Annotated in this window: 24 protein-coding genes; 5 read left to right on the top strand and 19 right to left on the bottom strand. The window is 68.0% G+C overall.

All coding sequences use genetic code 11. The annotated features are described in order from the left end of the window. Window positions 1–11 precede the first annotated feature (11 nt). Genes hisF through H289_RS0123155 form a run of 8 tightly spaced genes read right to left on the bottom strand, consistent with a single transcriptional unit; the run spans window position 12 to window position 6,457 of the window. Complete coding sequence (gene hisF, locus H289_RS0123190; protein WP_196810072.1) at window positions 12–812, bottom strand: imidazole glycerol phosphate synthase subunit HisF; 801 nt, start codon at window positions 810–812, stop codon at window positions 12–14. Continuing rightward, entirely contained in the window at window positions 782–1,594 is an 813-nt protein-coding gene (locus tag H289_RS0123185; protein ID WP_036421293.1) for an inositol monophosphatase family protein, read from the bottom strand. Before H289_RS0123185 ends, hisF begins: the two co-directional genes overlap by 31 nt. Continuing rightward, on the bottom strand, window positions 1,594–2,325 hold the full coding sequence (gene priA / locus H289_RS0123180) for a bifunctional 1-(5-phosphoribosyl)-5-((5-phosphoribosylamino)methylideneamino)imidazole-4-carboxamide isomerase/phosphoribosylanthranilate isomerase PriA (protein ID WP_029105632.1): 732 nt from the start codon (window positions 2,323–2,325) through the stop codon (window positions 1,594–1,596). Before priA ends, H289_RS0123185 begins: the two co-directional genes overlap by 1 nt. After that, window positions 2,322–2,939: an imidazole glycerol phosphate synthase subunit HisH gene (gene hisH, locus H289_RS0123175; protein WP_020103225.1), complete on the bottom strand. Its 618-nt coding sequence runs from the start codon at window positions 2,937–2,939 to the stop codon at window positions 2,322–2,324. Before hisH ends, priA begins: the two co-directional genes overlap by 4 nt. Further along, window positions 2,936–3,544 carry an imidazoleglycerol-phosphate dehydratase HisB gene (gene hisB, locus H289_RS0123170; RefSeq protein ID WP_020103224.1) on the bottom strand — a complete coding sequence of 203 codons (609 nt, stop codon included), beginning with the start codon at window positions 3,542–3,544 and terminating at the stop codon, window positions 2,936–2,938. The genes hisH and hisB overlap by 4 nt, the downstream gene beginning before the upstream one ends. After that, a complete protein-coding gene (locus tag H289_RS0123165) occupies window positions 3,541–4,662 on the bottom strand; it encodes a histidinol-phosphate transaminase (protein ID WP_020103223.1) in 1,122 nt (373 codons plus the stop codon). Before H289_RS0123165 ends, hisB begins: the two co-directional genes overlap by 4 nt. Further along, a complete protein-coding gene (gene hisD, locus H289_RS0123160) occupies window positions 4,662–5,990 on the bottom strand; it encodes a histidinol dehydrogenase (protein WP_020103222.1) in 1,329 nt (442 codons plus the stop codon). The genes H289_RS0123165 and hisD overlap by 1 nt, the downstream gene beginning before the upstream one ends. Before the next feature lie 56 nt (window positions 5,991–6,046). Continuing rightward, window positions 6,047–6,457, bottom strand: coding sequence for an SRPBCC family protein (locus tag H289_RS0123155; RefSeq protein ID WP_029105630.1), 411 nt, complete (start codon window positions 6,455–6,457; stop codon window positions 6,047–6,049). Window positions 6,458–6,556: 99 nt separating this feature from the next. On the opposite strand from H289_RS0123155, the gene H289_RS0123150 reads away from it, so the two are divergent. After that, window positions 6,557–7,378 carry a helix-turn-helix domain-containing protein gene (locus H289_RS0123150; protein WP_029105629.1) on the top strand — a complete coding sequence of 274 codons (822 nt, stop codon included), beginning with the start codon at window positions 6,557–6,559 and terminating at the stop codon, window positions 7,376–7,378. An 85-nt stretch (window positions 7,379–7,463) separates the two neighbouring features. Then, window positions 7,464–7,880 (top strand): nitroreductase family deazaflavin-dependent oxidoreductase, encoded by a 417-nt coding sequence (locus H289_RS0123145; RefSeq protein WP_020103219.1) that lies wholly within the window; start codon window positions 7,464–7,466, stop codon window positions 7,878–7,880. Window positions 7,881–7,930: 50 nt separating this feature from the next. Here H289_RS0123145 and H289_RS0123140 read toward each other — a convergent pair whose 3' ends face one another. The 7 genes from H289_RS0123140 to H289_RS0123110 all read right to left on the bottom strand — a co-directional run bounded on the left by H289_RS0123140 (window position 7,931) and on the right by H289_RS0123110 (window position 14,967). Beyond that, window positions 7,931–8,479 carry a flagellar basal body-associated FliL family protein gene (locus H289_RS0123140; protein WP_020103218.1) on the bottom strand — a complete coding sequence of 183 codons (549 nt, stop codon included), beginning with the start codon at window positions 8,477–8,479 and terminating at the stop codon, window positions 7,931–7,933. Between the two features lie 22 nt (window positions 8,480–8,501). Then, a complete protein-coding gene (gene nadC, locus H289_RS0123135) occupies window positions 8,502–9,359 on the bottom strand; it encodes a carboxylating nicotinate-nucleotide diphosphorylase (protein WP_020103217.1) in 858 nt (285 codons plus the stop codon). After that, window positions 9,359–10,957: an L-aspartate oxidase gene (locus H289_RS31160; protein ID WP_020103216.1), complete on the bottom strand. Its 1,599-nt coding sequence runs from the start codon at window positions 10,955–10,957 to the stop codon at window positions 9,359–9,361. Before H289_RS31160 ends, nadC begins: the two co-directional genes overlap by 1 nt. A 1-nt stretch (window position 10,958) precedes the next feature. After that, window positions 10,959–11,972 carry a quinolinate synthase NadA gene (gene nadA, locus H289_RS0123125; RefSeq protein ID WP_020103215.1) on the bottom strand — a complete coding sequence of 338 codons (1,014 nt, stop codon included), beginning with the start codon at window positions 11,970–11,972 and terminating at the stop codon, window positions 10,959–10,961. Window positions 11,973–12,178: 206 nt separating this feature from the next. Further along, window positions 12,179–13,285 (bottom strand): HTTM domain-containing protein, encoded by a 1,107-nt coding sequence (locus H289_RS0123120; RefSeq protein ID WP_020103214.1) that lies wholly within the window; start codon window positions 13,283–13,285, stop codon window positions 12,179–12,181. After that, window positions 13,282–13,782, bottom strand: coding sequence for a hypothetical protein (locus H289_RS0123115; protein WP_029105627.1), 501 nt, complete (start codon window positions 13,780–13,782; stop codon window positions 13,282–13,284). The genes H289_RS0123120 and H289_RS0123115 overlap by 4 nt, the downstream gene beginning before the upstream one ends. Before the next feature lie 198 nt (window positions 13,783–13,980). Then, on the bottom strand, window positions 13,981–14,967 hold the full coding sequence (locus H289_RS0123110; protein WP_020103212.1) for a hypothetical protein: 987 nt from the start codon (window positions 14,965–14,967) through the stop codon (window positions 13,981–13,983). A 151-nt stretch (window positions 14,968–15,118) separates the two neighbouring features. Between H289_RS0123110 and H289_RS0123105 the strand changes: the two genes are divergently transcribed. Then, complete coding sequence (locus H289_RS0123105) at window positions 15,119–15,811, top strand: NUDIX hydrolase (protein ID WP_036421260.1); 693 nt, start codon at window positions 15,119–15,121, stop codon at window positions 15,809–15,811. Between the two features lie 91 nt (window positions 15,812–15,902). Continuing rightward, complete coding sequence (locus tag H289_RS0123100; protein ID WP_020103210.1) at window positions 15,903–17,231, top strand: lipase family protein; 1,329 nt, start codon at window positions 15,903–15,905, stop codon at window positions 17,229–17,231. On the opposite strand, the gene H289_RS31155 is transcribed toward H289_RS0123100, so the two are convergent. The 3 genes from H289_RS31155 to bioB are packed head-to-tail and all read right to left on the bottom strand — an operon-like array spanning window position 17,188 to window position 19,114. After that, the gene (locus H289_RS31155; RefSeq protein WP_020103209.1) at window positions 17,188–17,859 is read right to left on the bottom strand and encodes a DUF2567 domain-containing protein; all 672 of its coding nucleotides are present in this window, start codon (window positions 17,857–17,859) and stop codon (window positions 17,188–17,190) included. The genes H289_RS0123100 and H289_RS31155 overlap by 44 nt on opposite strands. Continuing rightward, a complete protein-coding gene (bsaP, locus tag H289_RS0123090) occupies window positions 17,856–18,095 on the bottom strand; it encodes a biotin synthase auxiliary protein BsaP (protein WP_020103208.1) in 240 nt (79 codons plus the stop codon). The genes H289_RS31155 and bsaP overlap by 4 nt, the downstream gene beginning before the upstream one ends. Before the next feature lie 11 nt (window positions 18,096–18,106). Continuing rightward, on the bottom strand, window positions 18,107–19,114 hold the full coding sequence (gene bioB / locus H289_RS0123085; protein WP_020103207.1) for a biotin synthase BioB: 1,008 nt from the start codon (window positions 19,112–19,114) through the stop codon (window positions 18,107–18,109). Window positions 19,115–19,175: 61 nt separating this feature from the next. On the opposite strand from bioB, the gene H289_RS0123080 reads away from it, so the two are divergent. Further along, a complete protein-coding gene (locus H289_RS0123080; RefSeq protein WP_020103206.1) occupies window positions 19,176–19,763 on the top strand; it encodes a TetR family transcriptional regulator in 588 nt (195 codons plus the stop codon). A gap of 59 nt (window positions 19,764–19,822) precedes the next feature. Here H289_RS0123080 and H289_RS0123075 read toward each other — a convergent pair whose 3' ends face one another. Then, on the bottom strand, window positions 19,823–20,332 hold the full coding sequence (locus tag H289_RS0123075) for a 2'-5' RNA ligase family protein (RefSeq protein WP_020103205.1): 510 nt from the start codon (window positions 20,330–20,332) through the stop codon (window positions 19,823–19,825). Between the last annotated feature and the right edge of the window lies 1 nt (window position 20,333).

Here is a 20,333-nt window from a genome sequence, read left to right as displayed (position 1 = left end):
CGCGCAAGCGCTCATCGCACCGTGATCCCTTCGGCCGCCATCGCTTCCTTCACCTGACCGATGGTCAGCTCGCGGAAGTGGAACACGCTGGCCGCCAGGACCGCATCGGCACCGGCCTGCACCGCGGGCGCGAAGTCGCCGACAGCGCCGGCTCCCCCGCTGGCGATCACCGGCACGCTCACCGCGGCGCGCACCGCCCGCAGCATCGCCAGGTCGAACCCGGCCTTGGTGCCGTCGGCGTCCATGGAGTTCAGCAGGATCTCCCCGACGCCGAGTTCGGCTCCGCGCGTGGCCCATTCGACGGCGTCGATGCCGGTACCGCGGCGGCCGCCGTGGGTCGTCACCTCCCAGCCGGACGGGGTGGGCTCGGAGCCTTCCGGCACGGTGCGGGCATCCACCGACAGCACGATGCACTGCGAACCGAACTGGCGCGACAGCTCCGACAGCAGCTCGGGCCGGGCGATGGCGGCGGTGTTGACCGAGACCTTGTCGGCACCGGCGCGCAGCAGCGTGTCGACGTCCTCGACCGAACGCACGCCGCCACCCACGGTCAGCGGGATGAACACCTGCTCGGCGGTGCGGCGCACCACCTCAAGCATGGTCGAGCGGCCCGACGACGACGCGGTGACGTCCAGGAACGTCAGCTCATCGGCGCCCTCCGCGTCATACGCGGCGGCCAGCTCGACGGGATCACCGGCGTCCCGCAGATTCTCGAAGTTGACGCCCTTGACCACCCGGCCGCCGTCGACGTCCAGGCACGGGATGACGCGCGTTGCGAGACTCACAGGTAATCCTCCGGAATGCCAACGGATTTCACGATCTCCAGCATCCTCTCGTGCACACCGGGCGCGGCGGCCAACGCAGACTTCGAATCGGCCGTCCACGGCTCGCCAGCCAGGTCGGTGACGATACCGCCGGCGGCCCGGACCAGGGCCACACCCGCGGCGTGGTCCCAGATGTGGTGACCGAAGCTGATCGCACCGCCGAGGATGCCGGCGCCGACGTAGGCCAGGTCGAGGCCCGTGGCCCCGTGCATGCGCACCCGCGAGCATTCCCGCGTCAGGCCCGACAGGACCGCATTGCGCCACCGGCCCGGGAACCGGCCCTTCGAATCGATGTTGAAGGTCTGGATGCCGATGATCGATTCGGCCAGTGTGGTCGGGGCCAGCGGCGGCAATACCGTGTCACCGTCGCGGACGGGACCGTCCACGGTCGCGACGTAGCGCTGGCCCATGAACGGCAACCAGGTCAGCCCCGCGACCGGAGTGCCCCGCCACAGCAGGCCGAGCAGGATCGCCGCCATGGGCGAACCGGCCGCGTAGTTGAACGTGCCGTCGATCGGGTCGAGCACCCACACCAGTTCGGAATCGATGGGCTCGCCACCGTATTCCTCACCGTGCACACCGATTCCGGTCGCCGACGTCAGCGCCGCGACGACCTGGCGCTCGATGGCGAGGTCGATCTCGGTAGCGAAGTCGTTGCCCTTCTTGCGAACTGCCGCATCGGCCTGGTGGCCGGCGATGAACGGGGCGACGGCATCGTCGAGAACGCTGGTCGCGGTCGCGACCAGCTCTGCCAACCTCGCCGGTTCGATCACTTAACCGCAGCCAGCGCCTCAGGCAGCGTGAACCGCTCTGCGTACAAAGCCTTTCCGACGATGGCGCCCTCGACGCCCTGCCCGGTCAGCGTGGCGATGGCCCGCAGGTCGTCCAGGCTCGACACGCCGCCCGACGCGATGATCGGTGCCTTGGTGCGACCGGCGACCGTGCTCAGCAGATCGAGGTTCGGGCCCGTCAGCGTGCCGTCCTTGGTGACGTCGGTGACGACGTAGCGCGAACACCCTTCGCTATCAAGACGTTCCAGCACCTCCCACAGGTCGCCGCCGTCGGTCTCCCAGCCGCGGCCACGCAGCCGCCAGCTGCCGTTCTCGAACTGCACGTCGAGACCGACGGCCACGCGGTCGCCGTACTCGCCGATGGCGCGCTTGCACCATTCCGGGCTCTCCAGCGCGGCGGTGCCGATGTTCACGCGGGCACAGCCGGTGTCCATGGCCGCCTTGAGCGAGGCGTCATCGCGGATGCCGCCCGAAAGCTCCACCGCGACATCGAGTTTGCCGACCACCTCGGCCAGCAGTTCCCGGTTGCTACCGCGGCCGAAAGCGGCGTCCAGGTCCACCAGGTGCACCCACTCGGCACCGTCGCGCTGCCAGGTCTGCGCAGCCTCCAGCGCCGAACCGTAATCGGTCTCGCTGCCGGCCTTGCCCTGCACCAGCCGCACTGCCTTGCCGTCGACCACATCAACGGCCGGCAACAAAATCAAACTCATAGCCCCTCAACCCAATTCGCCAACAGCGTCGCACCTGCGTCGCCGCTCTTCTCCGGATGAAACTGTGTCGCCGACAGCGCGCCGTCTTCGACGGCGGCGATGAACGGCACGTGATGCGTGGCCCAGGTGACCTTCGCGTCGGCATGGCCACCCCACTGCTGGGCGGCGTAGGAATGCACGAAGTAGAACCGGGTGTCCGCGTCGAGCCCCTTGAACAGGGTGCTGCCGGCCGCGGCATCGACGGTGTTCCAGCCCATGTGCGGAATCACCGGCGCGTCGAGCCGGGTGACCTCGCCGGGCCACTGGCCGCAACCCTCGGTCTGCACGCCGAATTCCACGCCCTTCGAGAACAGAATCTGCATGCCGACGCACACACCCAGCACCGGGTGACCCGCGGCCAGCCGGTCGGCGATGATCTTCTCCCCGCCGATCGACCGCAGACCCGTCATGCAGGCCTCGTAGGCGCCGACGCCGGGCACCACCAGACCGTCGGCGGCAGCCGCGGCAGCGGCGTCCGAGGTGACCTCGACGTCAGCGCCCACCCGCTCGAGGGCGCGCTGCGCGGACCGGAGATTGCCCGAACCGTAGTCCAGAACGACGAGTTTCTTGGTCACAGAGTGCCCTTGGTCGACGGCACCCCGGCCACGCGCGGGTCGGGTTCGACGGCCTGACGCAGCGCGCGCGCCACGGCCTTGTACTGCGCCTCGGTGATGTGGTGCGGGTCGCGGCCGTACAGCGTGCGCACGTGCAGCGCGATCTTGGCGTTGAATGCCAGCGACTCGAACACGTGCCGGTTGATCACGGTGTGGTACGGCACCGACGACCCGGCGATGGTGAAGGACACCATCGACTCGGGTTCACCGGTGTGCACGAAGTACGGACGGCCCGAAACATCAACGGCCGCATGGGCCAGGGTCTCGTCCATCGGGATGAACGCGTCGCCGAAGCGGCGGATGCCCTTCTTGTCACCCAGAGCCTGGCCGAGCGCCTGACCGAGGACGATCGCGGTGTCCTCGACGGTGTGGTGGCCCTCGATCTCGACGTCACCCTTGGCGTGCACCGTCAGATCGAAGCTGGCGTGCGTGCCCAAGGAGGTCAGCATGTGGTCGAAGAACGGCACCCCGGTGCTGATGTCGACCTGACCGGTGCCGTCGAGGTCGATCTCGACGACGATGCTGGATTCCTTGGTGGTGCGTTCCACGCGGGCACGGCGGGTCATGAAACTCCTTGTGGGGCTAGTTCCGATGCGGCGAGCTTGGCGCTGACTTCCAGCAGGGCGTCGTTCTCCGAGGCCAAACCGACGGTGGTGCGCAGGAATCCAGGAATCCCGACGTCGCGGATCAGCACACCGGCGTCGAGGTAGCGCTGCCAGGTCGCCGCGGCGTCGGCGAACTCACCGAACAGGATGAAGTTGGCGTCGCTGGGGATCACCCGGAAACCCATGTCGGACAACGCCGCTGCCACCCGGTCCCGCTCCGCCGCCAAGGTGGCGACGCTGCTGAGCGTCTCATCGGCATGGCGGAGCGCCGCACGCGCGGCCGCCTGCGTCAGCACCGACAGGTGATACGGCAACCGCACCAGCAGCATCGCGTCGATCACGGCGGGGTCGGCCACCAGGTAACCCAGCCGCCCGCCCGCGAAGGCGAACGCCTTGCTCATGGTGCGGCTGATGATCAGCTTGGCCGGGTAATCGGCGAGCAGCGCCACACCGCTTGGCTGCGACGAGAACTCGCCGTACGCCTCGTCGAGGATCAGCACACCGGGCGTGACGTCCAGCAGCCGGCGCAGGTCATCGAGCGGCACGCTCTGCCCGGTCGGGTTGTTGGGGCTGGTCACGAAGACGACGTCGGGCTGCTGCGCCTCGATCGCGGCCACGGCCACGTCGACGTCGAGACCGAAATCGGTCGCCCGGGTCGCCGACAGCCACTCGGTCTGAGTGCCGTCCGAGATGATCGGGTGCATCGAGTACGACGGCACGAACCCGAGCGCGCTGCGGCCCGGCCCGCCGAACGCCTGCAGCAGCTGCTGCAGGATTTCGTTGGAACCGTTTGCCGCCCACAGGTTTTCCGCCGTCAGCGCGACACCCGTCTGCGCTTGCATGTACGCGGCCAGATCGGTACGCAGCGCCGTGGCGTCGCGGTCCGGGTACCGGTGCAACTCGGTGGCAGCCACGGCGACCGATGCGGCGACGTCGTCGACGAGTGCCTGCGTCGGCGGGTGCGGGTTCTCGTTGGTGTTGAGCCGCACCGGAACGACGAGTTGCGGTGCCCCATAGGGCGACTTGCCGCGCAGGTTCTCCCGCAGCGGCAGGTCGGCCAGGGAGATCTTCTTGCCCATCAGCGTTCGAACCTCCGGCGTACGGCCTCACCGTGCGCCGGCAGGTTCTCGGCATTGGCCAACGTGATCACGTGACCCGCAACATCTTTCAGGGCCGCCTCGGTGTAGTCGACAACGTGGATGCCACGCAGGAACGTCTGCACCGACAGGCCACTGGAGTGCCGCGCGCAGCCGGCGGTGGGCAGCACGTGGTTGGACCCGGCGCAGTAGTCGCCGAGGCTCACCGGCGACCAGGCGCCGACGAAAATGGCACCCGCCGAACGAATTCGGCCCGCAACCTCCGCGGCGTCGACGGTCTGGATCTCCAGGTGCTCGGCGGCGTAGGCGTTCACCACCCGCACGCCGGCGTCGAGATCGTCGACCAGCACGATGGCCGACTGCTTGCCGTTCAGGGCGACCGTCACCCGCTCGCGGTGCAGCGTCGCGGCGACCTGCGCGGCCACCTCGACATCGGTGGCGTCGGCCAGCTTCTCGCTGGTGGTGACCAGCACGCTGGCGGCCATCTCGTCGTGCTCGGCCTGGCTGATCAGATCGGCGGCGATGTGCACCGGGTCGGCCGAGTTGTCGGCCAGGATGGCGATCTCCGTCGGGCCGGCCTCGGCGTCGATGCCCACCTGGGAGCGGCAGATGCGCTTGGCGGCCGTGACGAAGATGTTGCCCGGCCCGGTGATCATGTCGACCGGCGCGAGTTCTTCGCCGGTCGTGTCCACGCCGCCGTACGCCAGCAGCGCGATGCCCTGGGCACCGCCGACGGCCCACACCTCGTCGACCCCGAGCAGGGCCGCCGCGGCGAGGATGGTCGGGTGCGGCAGTCCGCCGTGGTCCTTCTGCGGTGGGCTGGCGATCACCAGGGAGTCGACGCCGGCGGTCTGGGCCGGGACGACGTTCATCACGACACTCGACGGGTAGACGGCGTTGCCGCCCGGTACGTAAAGCCCCACACGCTCGACGGGGACCCACCGCTCGGTGACGGTCGCGCCCGGGGCCAGCGTCGTGGTGGTGTCGGTGCGGCGCTGGTCGGCGTGCACGGCGCGGGTCCGCTCGATCGCGACCTCGAGGGCCACCCGCACGTCGGCGGGCAGGCGGGTCAGCGCGGCGTCCAGCTCCGCCTTGGGGACGCGCACGGCCGCCGGCCGCACCCCATCGAACGACTCTCCGTACTCCAGTGCCGCCACCGCGCCGCGTTCGACCACGGCGTCGACGATCGGGCGTACCTTGGGCAGCACCGCATCTACGTCGACACCGCCTCGAGGCAGCACGGAACGCAACTCTGCGGCGGTCAGCACACGGTTACGCAGGTCGATACGGGACATCTGTATCTCGGCCATCGATTCAATTGTCCCTGATCAGTCCAGTTCATAAAAATCCGCCACCACGTGGCGGCCTAGCCGACTGTCGAGCTCTCCAGCGCGCTCTTGATGATCGGCGCCGCCTGTTCCATCGCGGCCCGCAACGGGCCCGCGGCTTCGTCGGGCAGGACGTCACGCGACCAGAGGAATCGGCAGCGCGCCGGACCGACGGCCGTAACCCGCATCACCGCGTTGTCGTGCACCGGGCGCGCGGTATCACCGATCAACGAGTAGGCGATTCGACAATCGGCGTCATCGCGACTGACCAGGCGTTCTCGGCCGAAGAAACCGTCGGCGAACGTCACGACCCGAATATTGCCGGCCGACTCGGAGGACACCACGAAGCCGGGAGCCATGCGCACGGGACCGGCCTCCCAGTCCCCGATCACCTGCCACACCTGGTCGCGGTCTGCCTCAACATCGAACTCAACGTGAATGAATGCCATGCCGCCAGTCTGGGCGGTGGCCGACCGGACGTCTTGAACATTCTTGCGGGCCGTCGCCGTCATCCGACCGTGTCGGTCCCCACCGATAACGTCACCGGCATGTTGACCGCGCAGACGCTGGTCGCGCGACCCGACTTCAGCATCGCGACCTGGTGCTGCACGGGTGCCGACGAGGCCTGGTCCGAGCCCGAGTGCGCGATCGACGGCCGCGTCGTGCTGGTCCGTTCGGGCAGTTTTCACCGCCGCAGCGCCGGCGGTCCCGTCGAACACGATCCGACGCTCGGCTATCTCGGTCTGCCCGGGGAGGGCGAGCAATTTGCCCATCCGCACGGGGGCGACCAGTGCACGTCACTGCAGCTCGGCGCCGCGAGTTGGTGGCAGCTCGCCGGCGAACCCCAGCGGACCGGGTCCACGCCGGTCTATGTCGACGCCCGACTGGAACTGGCACACCGGCGATTGCTGGGCGACGAAGGCACCGACCCCGACTATCAGATCGCCGAACAACTGGTCTTGCTGGTGGGTTCGGCGCTGCGGTCGGCGGCAACACGGCCGATCCCCGCGTCCGATTCGCCGTCTCGGACTTCGGAGCGGCGATTGGTGGCGCGAGCCCGCGAAGCGATCCGCCAGGGCGATGACACCGCCGCAGGACTGTTCCCCCTCGCCGCTGCCCTCGGGGTGTCGCCCTACCGTCTGAGCCGATCGTTCAGCAACGAGCTGGGGGTATCGGTCACGCGGTATCGCAATCGGGTCCGCGTGGGACGGGCCCTCGACCATCTGCACCGCGGTGACACCACGCTCGCCGATGTCGCGGCCACGCTGGGGTTCGCCGACCAGGCCCACTTCTGCCGGACGCTGCGTGAGCAGACGGGGTACACCCCGACCGTCGTCCGGCGCGAACTGCGCCGCGCCGCCACGGGCTAGCGGCTCTTCCCATCGGCAGGACCGTCACGCACGTGCACGCCGGACTATTGTCCGAGAGCAAGCCGAATCGAATACGGAGGCGTCAATGTCAAGCCGTCAGGACCACCCCAACAACGCCGCCGGCGTGCCGATGATCTTCCCGGTGTGGTTGGAGAACTTCCAGATCAAGTACATCAACCCGGCGTTGCGCCCGTTGTCCAAGAAGCTGCCGGGGTTCTCGGTCATCAAGCACCGCGGCCGCAAGTCCGGCAAGGAGTTCGAGACCATCGTCACCTCGTACCGCAAGGGCGATGTGCTGGCGATCGGGCTGGCTCACGGCAAGACCAATTGGGTCAAGAACGTGCTCGCCGCGGGCGAGGCCGACATCCACGTCGCGCGCCAGGATCTGCACCTGGTGAATCCGCGCATCCTGCCCGCGGGTACCAGTGACCCCTCGCTGCCGCGGATCGCACAGATCGTGGCCAAGCGCAGCGGCGTGTTCGTCGCCGACATCGCCCACTGACAAACCGGGGGCCACGCTGAGTGTCAGCGTGGCCCCCGGTCCGTCAACGGCTACTTGCAGATGTCGTTGATCTGCTTGCTGTCGGCGCCGGCGTCGTCCAGGCGCACCTTCTGCTGCGGATCGTCGGTCTGAGAACCGGCCGTCGCCGCGGCCCCGATGTCCAGCAGGGTGTTCGCGTACTTGCGCGCCGCTGTCGCGAGATCGGCCGGGGCGGCCGGGTCGATCCGGTTCAACAGATACTGGCCACCGGTGATCAGCGCCAGACGCGCATTGGCCGCCACGGCCAGGGCACCGGTCGTGTCGTCCGGCCCGCCGGGGACCGCCAGGTTGGTGTTGATCGCGATGCCCTTGCTGACGGTCTTCATGGCGTCACAGAGCGCGATCTTGGCCGTGTCCTGCTCGGCCTCGGTGTACTTCTTGTCTTGGTTCTTCACCGCGTACAGCGCGTAGCCACCGATGCCGGCGGCGATCAGGCCGATGACCACGGCCGCAATCGCGATGATCTGCGTGACGGACATCGAACCCGACGCCTCGTCGGTGTCTTTTGCGGCTTTGCTCAGCGTGGTGGTCTTGTCTTCGGTCTTCTCGTCTTCCGCCATGCTCGTGATAGTAGCGGCCGAGTTACGTATCGAGGCCGACGTCGAGCACCCGTACCGAATGCGTCAGCGCGCCGATGGCGAGGAAGTCGACCCCGGTCGAGGCGTAGGCCGCGGCCGAATCGAGGCTGAGACCACCCGACGATTCCAGCTTGGTGCCGGGCGCGCGGGCGTCGCGGCGCTGCACCGCGATCTGCGTCTGCCAGACCGGGAAGTTGTCCAGCAACACCAATTCGACGTTCTCACCGAGGATTTCGTCGAGCTGCTCGAGCGAATCCACCTCGACCTCGCACGGCAGATCCGGCGCCACCGCACGGACCGCCTGCAGGGCCGCCAGCACCGATCCGGCGGCTGCGACGTGGTTGTCCTTGATGAGTGCGGCATCGCCCAACCCGAGCCGGTGGTTGACACCGCCGCCGACGCGCACCGCGTACTTCTGCAACAACCGCAGTCCGGGCAACGTCTTTCGGGTGTCACGGATAGCGGTGTCGGTCCCGGCCACCTCCTGCACCCAGCGGGCCGTCTCGGTGGCGATGCCCGACAGATGGCAGACGAGGTTCAGCATCGTGCGTTCGGCGGTCAGGAGGGCCCGTGTCGGGGCCTCGACGGTCAGCACCGCATCGCCGGGCTTGACCTCGACGCCGTCCTCGGCGCGGTCAAGGATCCGGTAGGCGCCCTCGCCGATCACCTTGTCCAGCACCAGAACCGCGATGTCCAGGCCCGCGATGACGCCCGGCTGCCGCGACACCATCGACGCGACCGTGGTGGCGTCGGCGGACACCGTCGCCACCGAGGTGACGTCCGGCCCATAGCGCAGATCCTCGTCGAGCGCGCGATCGATGATCGCGTGCGCGTCGGCCAATTCCGCTGCGTTCAATGCCATCAGTTGCACACTCCTATCGGCAGGGCGGCCACCGCACGCCCGGCGGCATCCAGCCGCACATCGATCGATACCCCGAAGGCCGGATCGCGATCCGGTCGGTCACTGCGGTGGTGGCAGCCACGGGATTCCGCGCGCACGGCCGCAGCGGCAGCAACCGCCGAGGCCGTCACGGTCAAGGCCGCATCCTCGACGGCGGCACGGTCCGACATGGCCGTGCCGCGGGCGCCGGCGAGCAACTCGCCCAGCCGGCCCAGCCCGGCGGCGTCGCGAACCACCGAGGCGTAGCTCGTCATGTCACGTTGCAGCACATCGCGATTCAGCGCGGGCCGCTTGCCCAGATCCGGCTCCGGTACCCGGTTTCCGCCGGCGTCGCGGGCCTGCTCCGCCGCCGCACGACCGGCCCGGCCACCGACCACCAATCCCTCCAGCAGGCTGTTGGAGGCCAGGCGGTTGGCGCCGTGCATACCGGTGCGTCCGACCTCGCCGGCCGCGTACAGACCCGCCATCTCGGTGCGGCCGAACACGTCGGTGACCACACCCCCGCAGCTGTAATGGGCGCCCGGCACCACCGGAATCGGTTGGCGCGCAGGGTCGATGCCGGCCGCCAGGCACGCGGCCGTGACCGTCGGGAACCGGGCGGCGACGTCGGGGACGCCGCGCGCATCGAGGTAGACGTAGTCGTCGCCGGTGGCCGCGAGGCGGGCATCGATCGCGGCGGCCACGACGTCGCGCGGAGCCAGGTCCCCCATCGGGTGCACACCGTCGGTCACCGAGTCGCCGCGGAGGTCACGCAGGACGGCCCCTTCGCCGCGCAAGGCTTCGGTGATCAGCGGGCACCGGCCGCCGGCCGCGCCGGTGTACAGCATCGTCGGGTGAAACTGGATGAATTCGATGTCACGGACCGGTAATCCGGCGCGCAGCGCCAGGGCGATGCCGTCGCCGGTCGAACCGTCCGGATTCGTCGTCGCGGTGTACAGCTGCCCCAGGCCACCGGTCGCCAGGATCACCGACGGCGCCGTCAGCACACCCGGTCCTTCAGGACTCAGCACCAGCAGACCGCTGACCGCACCGTCGTGGTGCAGGACCTGCAGCGCAACATGATTGGGCCGGATGTCGAGCGTCTGGGTCGCGGCGGCCAGTGCGCGCTGCACCTCGGCACCGGTGGCATCGCCACCGGCATGGATGATGCGGCGGCGGCTGTGCCCACCCTCGCGGGTCAGGGACCAATCCCCCGGCCCGACTTCGTCGAAAGCCGCACCGGCGCCGACCAATTCACGCACGGCGGCATAACCGTCGGCGACGATCGAGGTGACCGCGTCGACATCGCACAAGCCGGCCCCGGCCGCGACGGTGTCGGCGACGTGCGCCTGCACCGAATCATCGGTGTCGGGGATGACGACCGCGATGCCGCCCTGGGCATAAGCGGTCGCCGTCTCGCCGGACTTGCCGACGACCACGACGCGGCTGCCGGCCAGCTGGGCGGCACGCGCCGCCGCGAGGCCGGCGACCCCCGTGCCGACGACGATGACGTCGGCCCGCTGGCGCCAGTAGCCGCGGCCGCCGCAAGCAGCCGTCCGACGGCCCGCGTGGGCGCTCACGCTATTCCCCGCCGCCGGGCTGCCCGATCCCGATCATGCGCTGCACGCTCAACCGAGCTGCGGCTGCGACATCTTCGTCGACGTGAACTTCGTCGGCACCGTCCCGCAGGCAGCGCAGCAGCGCGGCCGGCGTGATCATCTTCATGTACGGGCATGAGGCCCGATCGTTGACGGCGAGAAACTCGGTTTCCGGTGCGGCACGGCGCAACTGGTGCAGCATGCCGATCTCGGTGGCGACCAGGACCTGCTTGGCGTGGGTCTCGCGGGCGGCGTCGAGCATGCCGCCGGTCGACAGGATCTTGACCCGGTCGTCGGGCACCGCGCCCTCGCCGGCCAGGTACAGAGCCGAGGTGGCGCAACCGCATTCGGGGTGCACGAAGAGTTCGGCGTCGGGGTGCGAGCGGGCCTGGTCGGCGAGCTCGTCACCGTTGATGCCGGCGTGCACGTGGCATTCGCCGGCCCAGATGTGCAGGTTGTCCCGACCCGTCATGCGGCGCACGTGCGCACCGAGGAACTGGTCCGGGCAGAACAGCACGGTCTTGTCCGCGGGAATCGAGGCGACGACCTCGACCGCGTTGGACGACGTGCAGCAAATGTCGGTGAGGGCTTTGACGGCCGCGGTGGTGTTCACATATGACACCACGACCGCGTCCGGGTAGTCGGCCTTCCAGGCCCGCAGGTCGTCGGCGGTGATCGAATCGGCCAGCGAGCAGCCCGCTCGCTGGTCCGGGATCAACACCGTCTTGGCCGGCGACAGGATTTTGGCGGTCTCGGCCATGAAGTGCACACCGCAGAACACGATGGTGTCCTCAGCGGCGTCCGCAGCGATCCGCGACAGCGCCAGCGAGTCGCCCACATGGTCGGCGATGTCCTGAATCTCGGGCAGCTGGTAGTTGTGCGCGAGGATTGTGGCGTTGCGTTCCTTGGCAAGGCGACGCACTTCGTCTGCCCACTGCCCGTCGGCGACCACGTCGCCGAAACCTTCGAACTCCGCCGCACGGTCCAGAACCGTCATGGCCGTCTCCTTTGAACCTGGCCAGGTTTTCGACTTATGATCGAAAACATGCCACATACTAGCACTGCACACGAAATGTTCACCTTCGTGTACCGCGCGCGAGGGCACCAGGCCTGACCGCAGCCCTCGCGAAGCGGCTACGCAGCGGGTGGTCGACCGCTATGACTGCGCGCCCGACCAGCAAAGACGACCGAGAGCGTCCGGGCTCAACGTCTCGTACCGCCCGCCAAAGTGGTGCCGGCTCGGAGCAGGAGATACGTCAGCCCTATCGCCGCGCCGACGACAATGACGAGATGAGCGCCAATCGGGCCGGTGGAAATCGAGCCCGCCGGACTGACCATGAGGAACCACGACGCGACGCCGACGGCAACCGCCATCGCTATCACGAGAATGCGGCCGCCGGCGCCCGCCAATAGCGGGCGCGCCGATTCCAGGGTCCGCGAGCCAAATCTGCCAATTCGTGAACTGCCGACCCGTCCGGCAAGCACACCCCACGAAACAAAGGCGCCGTATGCCACAACGGCATTGCTGAAATCGATGTTCATGATCAGCAACACGACCAGATGAAATATGGTCGCGACAGCCAGCGTGATCCGGAACGCGCGCCACCAAAGTAACGCAATGAGGAAGGACAACTCGAAAACGACGGTGAGCCAGTCGACGGCCTCCCACGCGACCGGCACATCATGTTCAGCTATCCACCGGGCCAGCCAGTGCGTCCGCCCTTGTGTCACGAAGCCGAGTACGAAGTATCCGCGCGAGGCATGGCTTGAGAATGACAGCCAGCCGGTGAGGACCTTGGTCAGCGCCGCGGCGAAAAATCCCCAGCCGATCAGCAGAGCCAACAATCGCAAGGGCCACTGTGGCTGAACAGAGGTTTCATTTCTGCGCCGAAGGGCGTCGAGGGAATAGCGGTTCCCCCAGTTGGCGAAGGCCAATACCAGCGGCGGCAATGTCAACAAGATCGTGTGGTCGATCTTGCCCAGACAGAACGTCACACCATAGGTGGCGGAGAGTACGAGCCAAGCAGCCAGCGACACATACTTCGTCCATATGCCCAGACCGAGCATGACGAGAATGACTGACCGAAGAACTTCCATCCCGCTGAGTACCGGCATTGAAGGGAATCCCGATAGGAGTTGAAGTGGCCCGGGCGGCGGATGAAACATGAAATCGGGATACTCGGCCAGCCACGTGATGTCGGGCGCGACCAGTAGGACGCTGACCGCATAAACGATGCGGGATATGCCCAAATCCTCAGGGGTGAACGGTCCATCTTCGACCCAGCGGTCGAATTTATCGATGACCCTCACGTCGCATTTCCGAAATCGATGCTGACGGTACGCAGCGGCGCGTATTCGACTCTGGACGGCTCGGCCGCCTCATATATCGCCGTCCGCCACACGATGTCCAAGCCGACAACTTCTCGGCCAGGAAACCGCGCAGTGATCTTTGATCGCAGCCAGGCGATTGCTCCGGGATCAGACCCGAAAGTGTCGTTGTCATATGCGGTCGAAAATGCGATCAACGGCACCGACGGGCCCGGGGGCAGGATGGTCTCTATCGGCGCAGACTCCGCATGCCCGTCCGCGAAACGAACGACAAGCCCGGGCTCTTTCGCCTTGGGCACACCAGTTTCCAATAAGCAGCCGGGACAGTTCGCCGGGAATCCGGGAAGGATGAGAGCCGGGTAGGGTTCCCCGCGCGCAATACCGAGAAAGACGTACTGCAGCAGGGCAATCCACAAAAAAGTGACCGCAAAGATCATCCGCACGGTGCGCTTGTCGGCCGAGCCGCAGGATCGCGTCACCGAAGATGTCCTACCCGTCCCGGGTGCAAGAAGAACTCGCGCTGAGCCACTTCTCCCCCTTCCACATCCCAGGTGCCAAATCCCCCGAACCAGCAACCTTTGAACGCACTCAGGACGTTACCAAGCACATGCCTGCCCGAGGGCGAAGTTGACGGCCCAAATGGACTCGTACGGCGTCGTGACCTGCCTTGGCGCCGACTACACGGCGGGGTCGGGCGGCTCGACTTCGGCCTGCCATCGTCCCGCGCCGGCGCGATCTGGCGAAGACGGATCAGCTGTCGATGGGGCCTCAGAGCGCCCCTGGCAGTTCAGCCACGTCTGTTGCGTCTGGACGGCGATGGCGTCGTTCGCAGTCCCGGTGCCGTCCCATAGCCCCCGACCGGCAACCGTCACGATGGGCCAGAAGTACGCCGCGACATCGCGCACCTGCCGGATCGGGATCCGCGTGGACACGGCGGCGTAGTGCAACCAGTAGTCGTCCGCCCGGGGGCACACGTGGGCGAACGCTTCGCCCCGATCCCGCAGTGCCCCAAGCAGTTCCGAAGGGTACGCGACACCGGATACGCCGGTCGCGAACACCGTCTCGGAGGCTTCGGTCGTGGTGCACATCGGCCAGGTTCGGTACGGACCGTCGTTGCGGATACGCGCACGGAAAGCGGTGACCTCCCCGGACCGATGTGCGGTGAGCAGCTCCGCGAGCCAGGTGGGCGGGTAGTAGACGTCGTCGTCCGCCGTGACGAGGGTGCGGTCGGGTTCATCCGGCAATATCTCGTTGGTGTACGGGAAGTACTTCTTGTGCGGTCCGTAGTCGCGGCAATGACGAATTTCCAATCCGCGGCCCTGCAGTCGTTTCAATGTTGCCGGCGGATCGAGGTACGCGTCACGGTCATCGAGCCACAGGATCAATCGGCGAGGCTTGACGGCGCCCGCACCGATTGTCTCGATCGTTTGCCACACCGTAGAAATCCGCTTGCCGTAGCTCGTCAGCGACACGTTGGCGGTACCGGTGCCGACGACAGACTCAGCGGACCTGTGGTTTCGCACGAGCAGACGCGCGCCCAGTGTGCCCAGCTCCGCGAAGGTGCATACCCACCCGAGCGGATCCGTTGGGTGAATGCCGATATTGCGCATGGCCCCACCGGCCTTCCCCCGCGTGGCGAACACGAAGCTTTGCTGCAATCGCACGTGAGTCTAATGGCTGAGGCGAGATTCTTCTTTTCGAAGAGCACTTGCCGACAGAGTGACGGATTTGCCGGCCGATTGTCGAATTCGGCCGGCCACACCACCGCCGCCGGCCGCTTTTGATCTTCGATGTTTTCGACTTAAAATCGAAAACGTGACGGACGTGGGGACTGCGCATGAAGTGCTCGCCGTCGTCTTCCAGGTGCGCCACCTCGACAGCAAGACACCGCAGCTCAGCGTGCTGCTCTGGGAGCGCGCCATGGAGCCGCAACGCGGCGCGTGGTCCCTGCCCGGCGGTCAGCTGCGGCACGACGAAGACATGGTCAGTTCCGTCCGGCGTCAGCTCGCCGAGAAGGTCGACCTGCGCGAACTGACCCACCTCGAGCAGCTCGCGGTCTTCTCCGAGCCCAAGCGCGTGCCCGGCCCGCGCACCATCGCCTCGACCTTCCTGGGCCTGGTGCCCTCCCCCGCAACACCCGAACTGCCGGGCGACACGCGCTGGCATCCGGTGTCGGCACTGCCACCCATGGCCTTCGACCACGGCCCGATGATCACGCACGCGCACGCCCGACTGGTCGCCAAGATGTCCTACACCAACATCGGATTCGCCTTGGCACCAAAGGAATTCACCCTCACCACGTTGCGGGACATCTACGCCGCCACTTTGGGCCACCCGGTGGATCCGACCAATCTGCAGCGCGTGCTGGCCCGGCGCGGCGTCATCACCCCGACCGGCACGACGGCCCGCTCCGGACGCAGCGGCGGCCGCCCCGCCGCGCTGTACCGCTTCACCGACTCCACATACCGCGTCACAGACGAGTTCGCCGCGTTGCGTCCACCTAGTTAGTTGCTCTACGCATCGTGACGTAGGTCACTTTCAGGCCACATTTCGCGAGCCGGAATTGGTTTTTAAGGGTTCCTTAAGACATGATTTCCCGATGACCATGGGCAATGCAGCCAGGGCGTTCGACGCCGAGTGGATCGGCCAGCCGTACCACGAGGAACTCCAGCCCGGCACCCGCCCACTGCGGCCCAGCGAGGACTCGTTCTACGTGCCGCCCGTCGGCTTCGAACTCACCGCGCCCGGCACCGTCCTGCGGTCCCGTGACGTCGAGCTCGGCTTCATGGGCGTCATCCCCCAGGGCGTCACCGCCACCCAGCTGCTGTACCGCAGTACCGATCTCAACGGCAGCGCGCAGGCCGCGGTGACCACCGTCCTGCTGCCCGTCGGCCACAACGCCGACACGCGCTGCCCCATCGTGTCGTACCAGTGCGCCATCGACGCGGTCTCCGACGCCTGCTTCCCGTCCTACGCCCTGCGCCGTCGCGCCCGGGCCCTGGGCTCGGTGGCACAGCTCGAATACATGCTCGTCGCCGCGGTCCTCGCACAGGGCTGGGCCGTGTCCATCCCGGATCACGAAGGCACCGACGGCATCTGGGGCGCGCCGCACGAGCCCGGGTACCACATCCTCGACGGCCTGCGCGCCGCCATCAACACCGAATCACTCGGCCTGTACGCCGACGCGCCGATCGGCCTGTGGGGCTACTCGGGCGGCGGCCTCGCCAGTGCTTGGGCCGCGGAGGAATACGCCAACTACGCGCCCGAGCTCAACGTCGTCGGCGCCGCCCTCGGCTCGCCGGTCGCCAACCTGGGCAACGTCTTCAACCAGCTGAACGGCACCTCCAAGGCGGGCCTGCCGGCCACCGTCATCGCGGCGCTCATGCACATCTACCCCGGCCTGAACCGCGTCATCCATGAGCACGCCACCGAGGCCGGTAAGGCGATGCTGCGCAACATCGAGGGCATGACCACCGCCGAGGCGGTCCTCCGGCACGCCGGACTCGACTTCGACACCCTGCTGAAGTCGCCGCTGCAGGAGGTGCTCGAGACCCCCGAGGTGCAGCACGTCTTCGAGAGCATCAAGCTCGGCAAGACGGCGCCGACCCCGCCGCTGCTGATCATGCAGGCCGTGTACGACCAGATCATCGCCGTCGGGAACATCGACGAGCTGACCGACACCTACGTCATGGGCGGCTCGCACGTGACCTACCACCGCGACATCCTCAGCGAGCACATCGCGCTGCACCCGCTGGCCGCGCCGATGACGCTGAACTGGCTCGCCGAACGGTTCGACGGCAAGCCGCTGGGCCCGACCGTACGTACGTCGTGGCCGGCCCTGCTGAACCCGGCGACCTACCTCGGCCTGCTCAAGCTGGGCGTGGTCAGCACGAAGGTTCTGCTGGGACTTCCGATTGGGCGCCGGTAGCCACCGGAGCGGCGGCTGCCGGTAGCCGGACCGGCGCCGGCTCCACCGGCGGCCAGGCGCCCAGATCGTCGCGCTTGGTCGCCAGCGTGCAGAACAGATAGACCAGCGCGGCAACGCCGGCCGGGAAAATCAGCGTCGTGGTGATGACCCACGGCGAGTGGCCGAAGAACACCGGCGGCGCCTCGACGAGGTAACCCACCCGATGCTCGGGCGACAACGGCGCACCCGCGAGATCCGGTGTCCCATAACGCCAATGCGCGACGACAGCGCCCACGCCCGTGAGCGCGCCCGCGGCTGCCATATTGCCGAGTGCCAGCGCGCCGGCCAGCAGCGGCCCGCGATGCGCGCGCCATTGCCACACCAATGTCGCGGCTACAACGGCGATCACCGTCAACAGACCGACCGCCAACGCACCGCCCAGGAACACCCGGTCCGATTCGTCACCGAAGTACCCGTGGATGCGCTGACCCTTCTTGGTCAGCGCGACGACGGCGTCGACCGGCGGGGCGAGAAACGCCCACACCACGCCGCCGAGAGCGCCGGTCAGCGCCAGGCCGGCGACGACCCGCAGCGCCGCGGCGCGATGCGAAAGCGTTGGCGCCGAGGCTGTTTCAGCGGGCTGAGTCACCGTTGAGTTTCCAGGTCCTTCGAGTCCACCACCCCGTGCCGGGAGCACTTGGCCCACCAGCCGTCGGGGCGCACCTGCACCACCATGCGTCGGCCGCATTCGGCGCACCAGCGGGGCGCCTCCAGACCGAGCTGGGCCGTGGTCGGCATGACGGCGCCGTCGACGGCGTCCGCCGCGACACCGGTGTACACGTTGAACTTGCCGGCACTGACGGGTGCGGGCAATTCTCTGGTCATCACGTCTAGTTCTACAGGGTGGCGTTCAGAGCCTTGATCGGCATCTGCAGATCGTCCAGCAGTTCCAGGTCCGACTCGGCCGGGCGACCCAGCGTCGTCAGGTAGTTGCCGACGATGACGGCGTTGATGCCGCCCAGGATGCCCTGCTTGGCGCCCAGGTCGCCGAGGGTGATCTCGCGGCCACCGGCGAAGCGCAGCATGGTGCGCGGCATGGCCAGACGGAACGCCGCGACGGCGCGCAGCGCGTCGGCGGCCGGCAGCACCTCGAGGTCACCGAACGGGGTGCCCGGGCGCGGGTTCAGGAAATTCAGCGGGACCTCATGCGGGTTCAGCTCCGCGAGGTTCGCGGCGAACTCGGCACGCTGCTCCAGCGTCTCGCCCATGCCGAGGATGCCGCCGCAGCAGACCTCCATGCCGGCTTCGCGGACCATCTCCAGCGTCTTCCAGCGCTCTTCCCAGGTGTGGGTCGTGACGACGTTGGGGAAGTACGACTTCGAGGTCTCCAGGTTGTGGTTGTAGCGGTGCACACCCATGGCCTTGAGGCGGTCGACCTGCTCCTGATCGAGCATGCCCAGCGAGCAGGCGATCTGGATGTCGACCTCGTTGCGGATGGCCTCGATGCCGGCGGCCACCTGGGCCAGCAGACGCTCGTCGGGTCCACGCACCGCGGCGACGATGCAGAACTCGGTGGCACCGGTCTTGGCGGTCTGCTTCGCGGCCTCGACGAGGCTCGGGACGTCCAGCCACGCGCTGCGCACCGGGGAGGCGAACAGACCCGACTGCGAGCAGAAGTGGCAGTCCTCAGGGCAACCGCCGGTCTTGAGGCTGATGATGCCCTCGACCTCGACCTCGGGACCACACCACTTCATGCGCACCTCGTGCGCGAGTGCCAGCAGGTCCTCCAGTCGGTCGTCGGGCAGCTGCAGAACCTCGAGCACCTGCTCCTGGCTCAGGCCTTCGCCACGCTCGAGCACCTGCTCGCGGGCTACACCCAAAACATCGGTCGCGGCCTGAGTCATCGGCACTCCTTACTTCAGGCCGACTGCGGCCTACAACTTGAACGGTGTTTAGGATACAGACGTGCAACTGCACCGAAGCGACGTGGTGGCCAAGGCCGCCGAAATCCTGGACAACTACGGGATCGCCGACCTGACCATGCGCAGGCTGGCGCGTGAACTGAGCGTCAGCCCAGGCGCTCTGTACTGGCATTTCGCCGACAAGCAGGAGCTACTGGGCGCCGTCGCCGACCGCCTGCTGGCCAGCGCGGCGACCGTTCCGGCCGGCGGCGAATGGCCGGACCGCATCGTCGCTCTGTGTTCGGCGCTGCGCGACGCGCTGCTGTCCGCCACCGACGGCGCCGAGCTGGTGTCGGCCAGTTTCTCCGCCGGGCGATCGGCCGAGCTGAGCCGCATCGTGGCGGCCCTCACCGACGCGTGCGTCGAATCGGGGCTCACGGCGCACGACGCCGACCTCGCGGCCCGCACCATCGTCTACTACGTGCTGGGCTTCACCGCCGACGAACAGTCCCGCATCCAGTGGGACGCGGCCGGCGCCACGGTGGCCGACAGCGAGGCGGTGTGGTCCGAAAATGCCGGTGGCCGTTTCACTTTCGGCCTCGGCCTGCTCGTCGACGGGCTCGCGGCGCACGCCATCAGCCGCCGCGGCTGAGGCCGGGAGCGGGACACGCGTCGAGGGCCGGCCACCGCACCGGACGCCGATCGAGTGCGTCAGCCGAGCAGAATCTCCGTGCGGGTGTCCCCGTTCCACAGCCGCAGTCGGGTCGCGGTGGCGCTGATCTCGGCCGGCCGGCCGGCAATGCCGAGTGCCCTGGCGAGCCGATCCGGCGGGATACGACGCGCCAGGGTGACGTGTGGCGTCCAGTCACCCGGCTCGGTGTGCGGCATGGGGCCCGGCCGTAGATACGGCGCGGCGAGCGCGCAGACCTCGGCGTGCAGGTCGAGCAGGTCGGCGCTGGGCACCACGAGACGGGCCAGGACTCCGGCGGAGCGGCCGAACACCAGCGTGGCGCCGAAACGGGCCCGGAACGGCAGCCTCCCGGCGACACCGGCCAACGCCGGCACCACCGCCTCGTCGATCTGCTGGGCAACACACAAGGTGGCATGTGGACGAGCGGCGGGCGGTTGAGCGACGATCCCCGCCGCGCGCAGGTCGTCCCAGGCGCGCCTGATCACGGCCTCGGTGTCGAGGTCGAACAGCAGCTCGACCGAGTGCACCATG

This window comes from Mycobacterium sp. 360MFTsu5.1, assembly GCF_000383495.1.
Taxonomy (GTDB): Bacteria; Actinomycetota; Actinomycetes; order Mycobacteriales; family Mycobacteriaceae; genus Mycobacterium; species Mycobacterium mucogenicum_B.
Note: the sequence above shows the minus strand (reverse complement) of the source record. Positions and strands in the feature narration are given on the sequence as shown.

Excerpts from the sequence above, each read along its gene's own strand:
- priA (WP_029105632.1), bottom strand. The coding sequence starts at position 2,325 with ATGAGTTTGATTTTGTTGCCGGCCGTTGATGTGGTCGACGGCAAGGCA.
- H289_RS0123165 (WP_020103223.1), bottom strand. The coding sequence starts at position 4,662 with ATGGGCAAGAAGATCTCCCTGGCCGACCTGCCGCTGCGGGAGAACCTG.
- nadA (WP_020103215.1), bottom strand. The coding sequence starts at position 11,972 with ATGACGGTTCTGGACCGTGCGGCGGAGTTCGAAGGTTTCGGCGACGTG.
- H289_RS0123145 (WP_020103219.1), top strand. The coding sequence starts at position 7,464 with ATGTCAAGCCGTCAGGACCACCCCAACAACGCCGCCGGCGTGCCGATG.
- bioB (WP_020103207.1), bottom strand. The coding sequence starts at position 19,114 with ATGACTCAGGCCGCGACCGATGTTTTGGGTGTAGCCCGCGAGCAGGTG.
- nadC (WP_020103217.1), bottom strand. The coding sequence starts at position 9,359 with ATGGCATTGAACGCAGCGGAATTGGCCGACGCGCACGCGATCATCGAT.
- H289_RS0123155 (WP_029105630.1), bottom strand. The coding sequence starts at position 6,457 with ATGGCATTCATTCACGTTGAGTTCGATGTTGAGGCAGACCGCGACCAG.
- hisD (WP_020103222.1), bottom strand. The coding sequence starts at position 5,990 with ATGGCCGAGATACAGATGTCCCGTATCGACCTGCGTAACCGTGTGCTG.
- bsaP (WP_020103208.1), bottom strand. The coding sequence starts at position 18,095 with ATGACCAGAGAATTGCCCGCACCCGTCAGTGCCGGCAAGTTCAACGTG.
- hisB (WP_020103224.1), bottom strand. The coding sequence starts at position 3,544 with ATGACCCGCCGTGCCCGCGTGGAACGCACCACCAAGGAATCCAGCATC.
- H289_RS0123100 (WP_020103210.1), top strand. The coding sequence starts at position 15,903 with ATGACCATGGGCAATGCAGCCAGGGCGTTCGACGCCGAGTGGATCGGC.
- H289_RS0123150 (WP_029105629.1), top strand. The coding sequence starts at position 6,557 with ATGTTGACCGCGCAGACGCTGGTCGCGCGACCCGACTTCAGCATCGCG.
- H289_RS0123140 (WP_020103218.1), bottom strand. The coding sequence starts at position 8,479 with ATGGCGGAAGACGAGAAGACCGAAGACAAGACCACCACGCTGAGCAAA.
- H289_RS0123075 (WP_020103205.1), bottom strand. The coding sequence starts at position 20,332 with ATGGTGCACTCGGTCGAGCTGCTGTTCGACCTCGACACCGAGGCCGTG.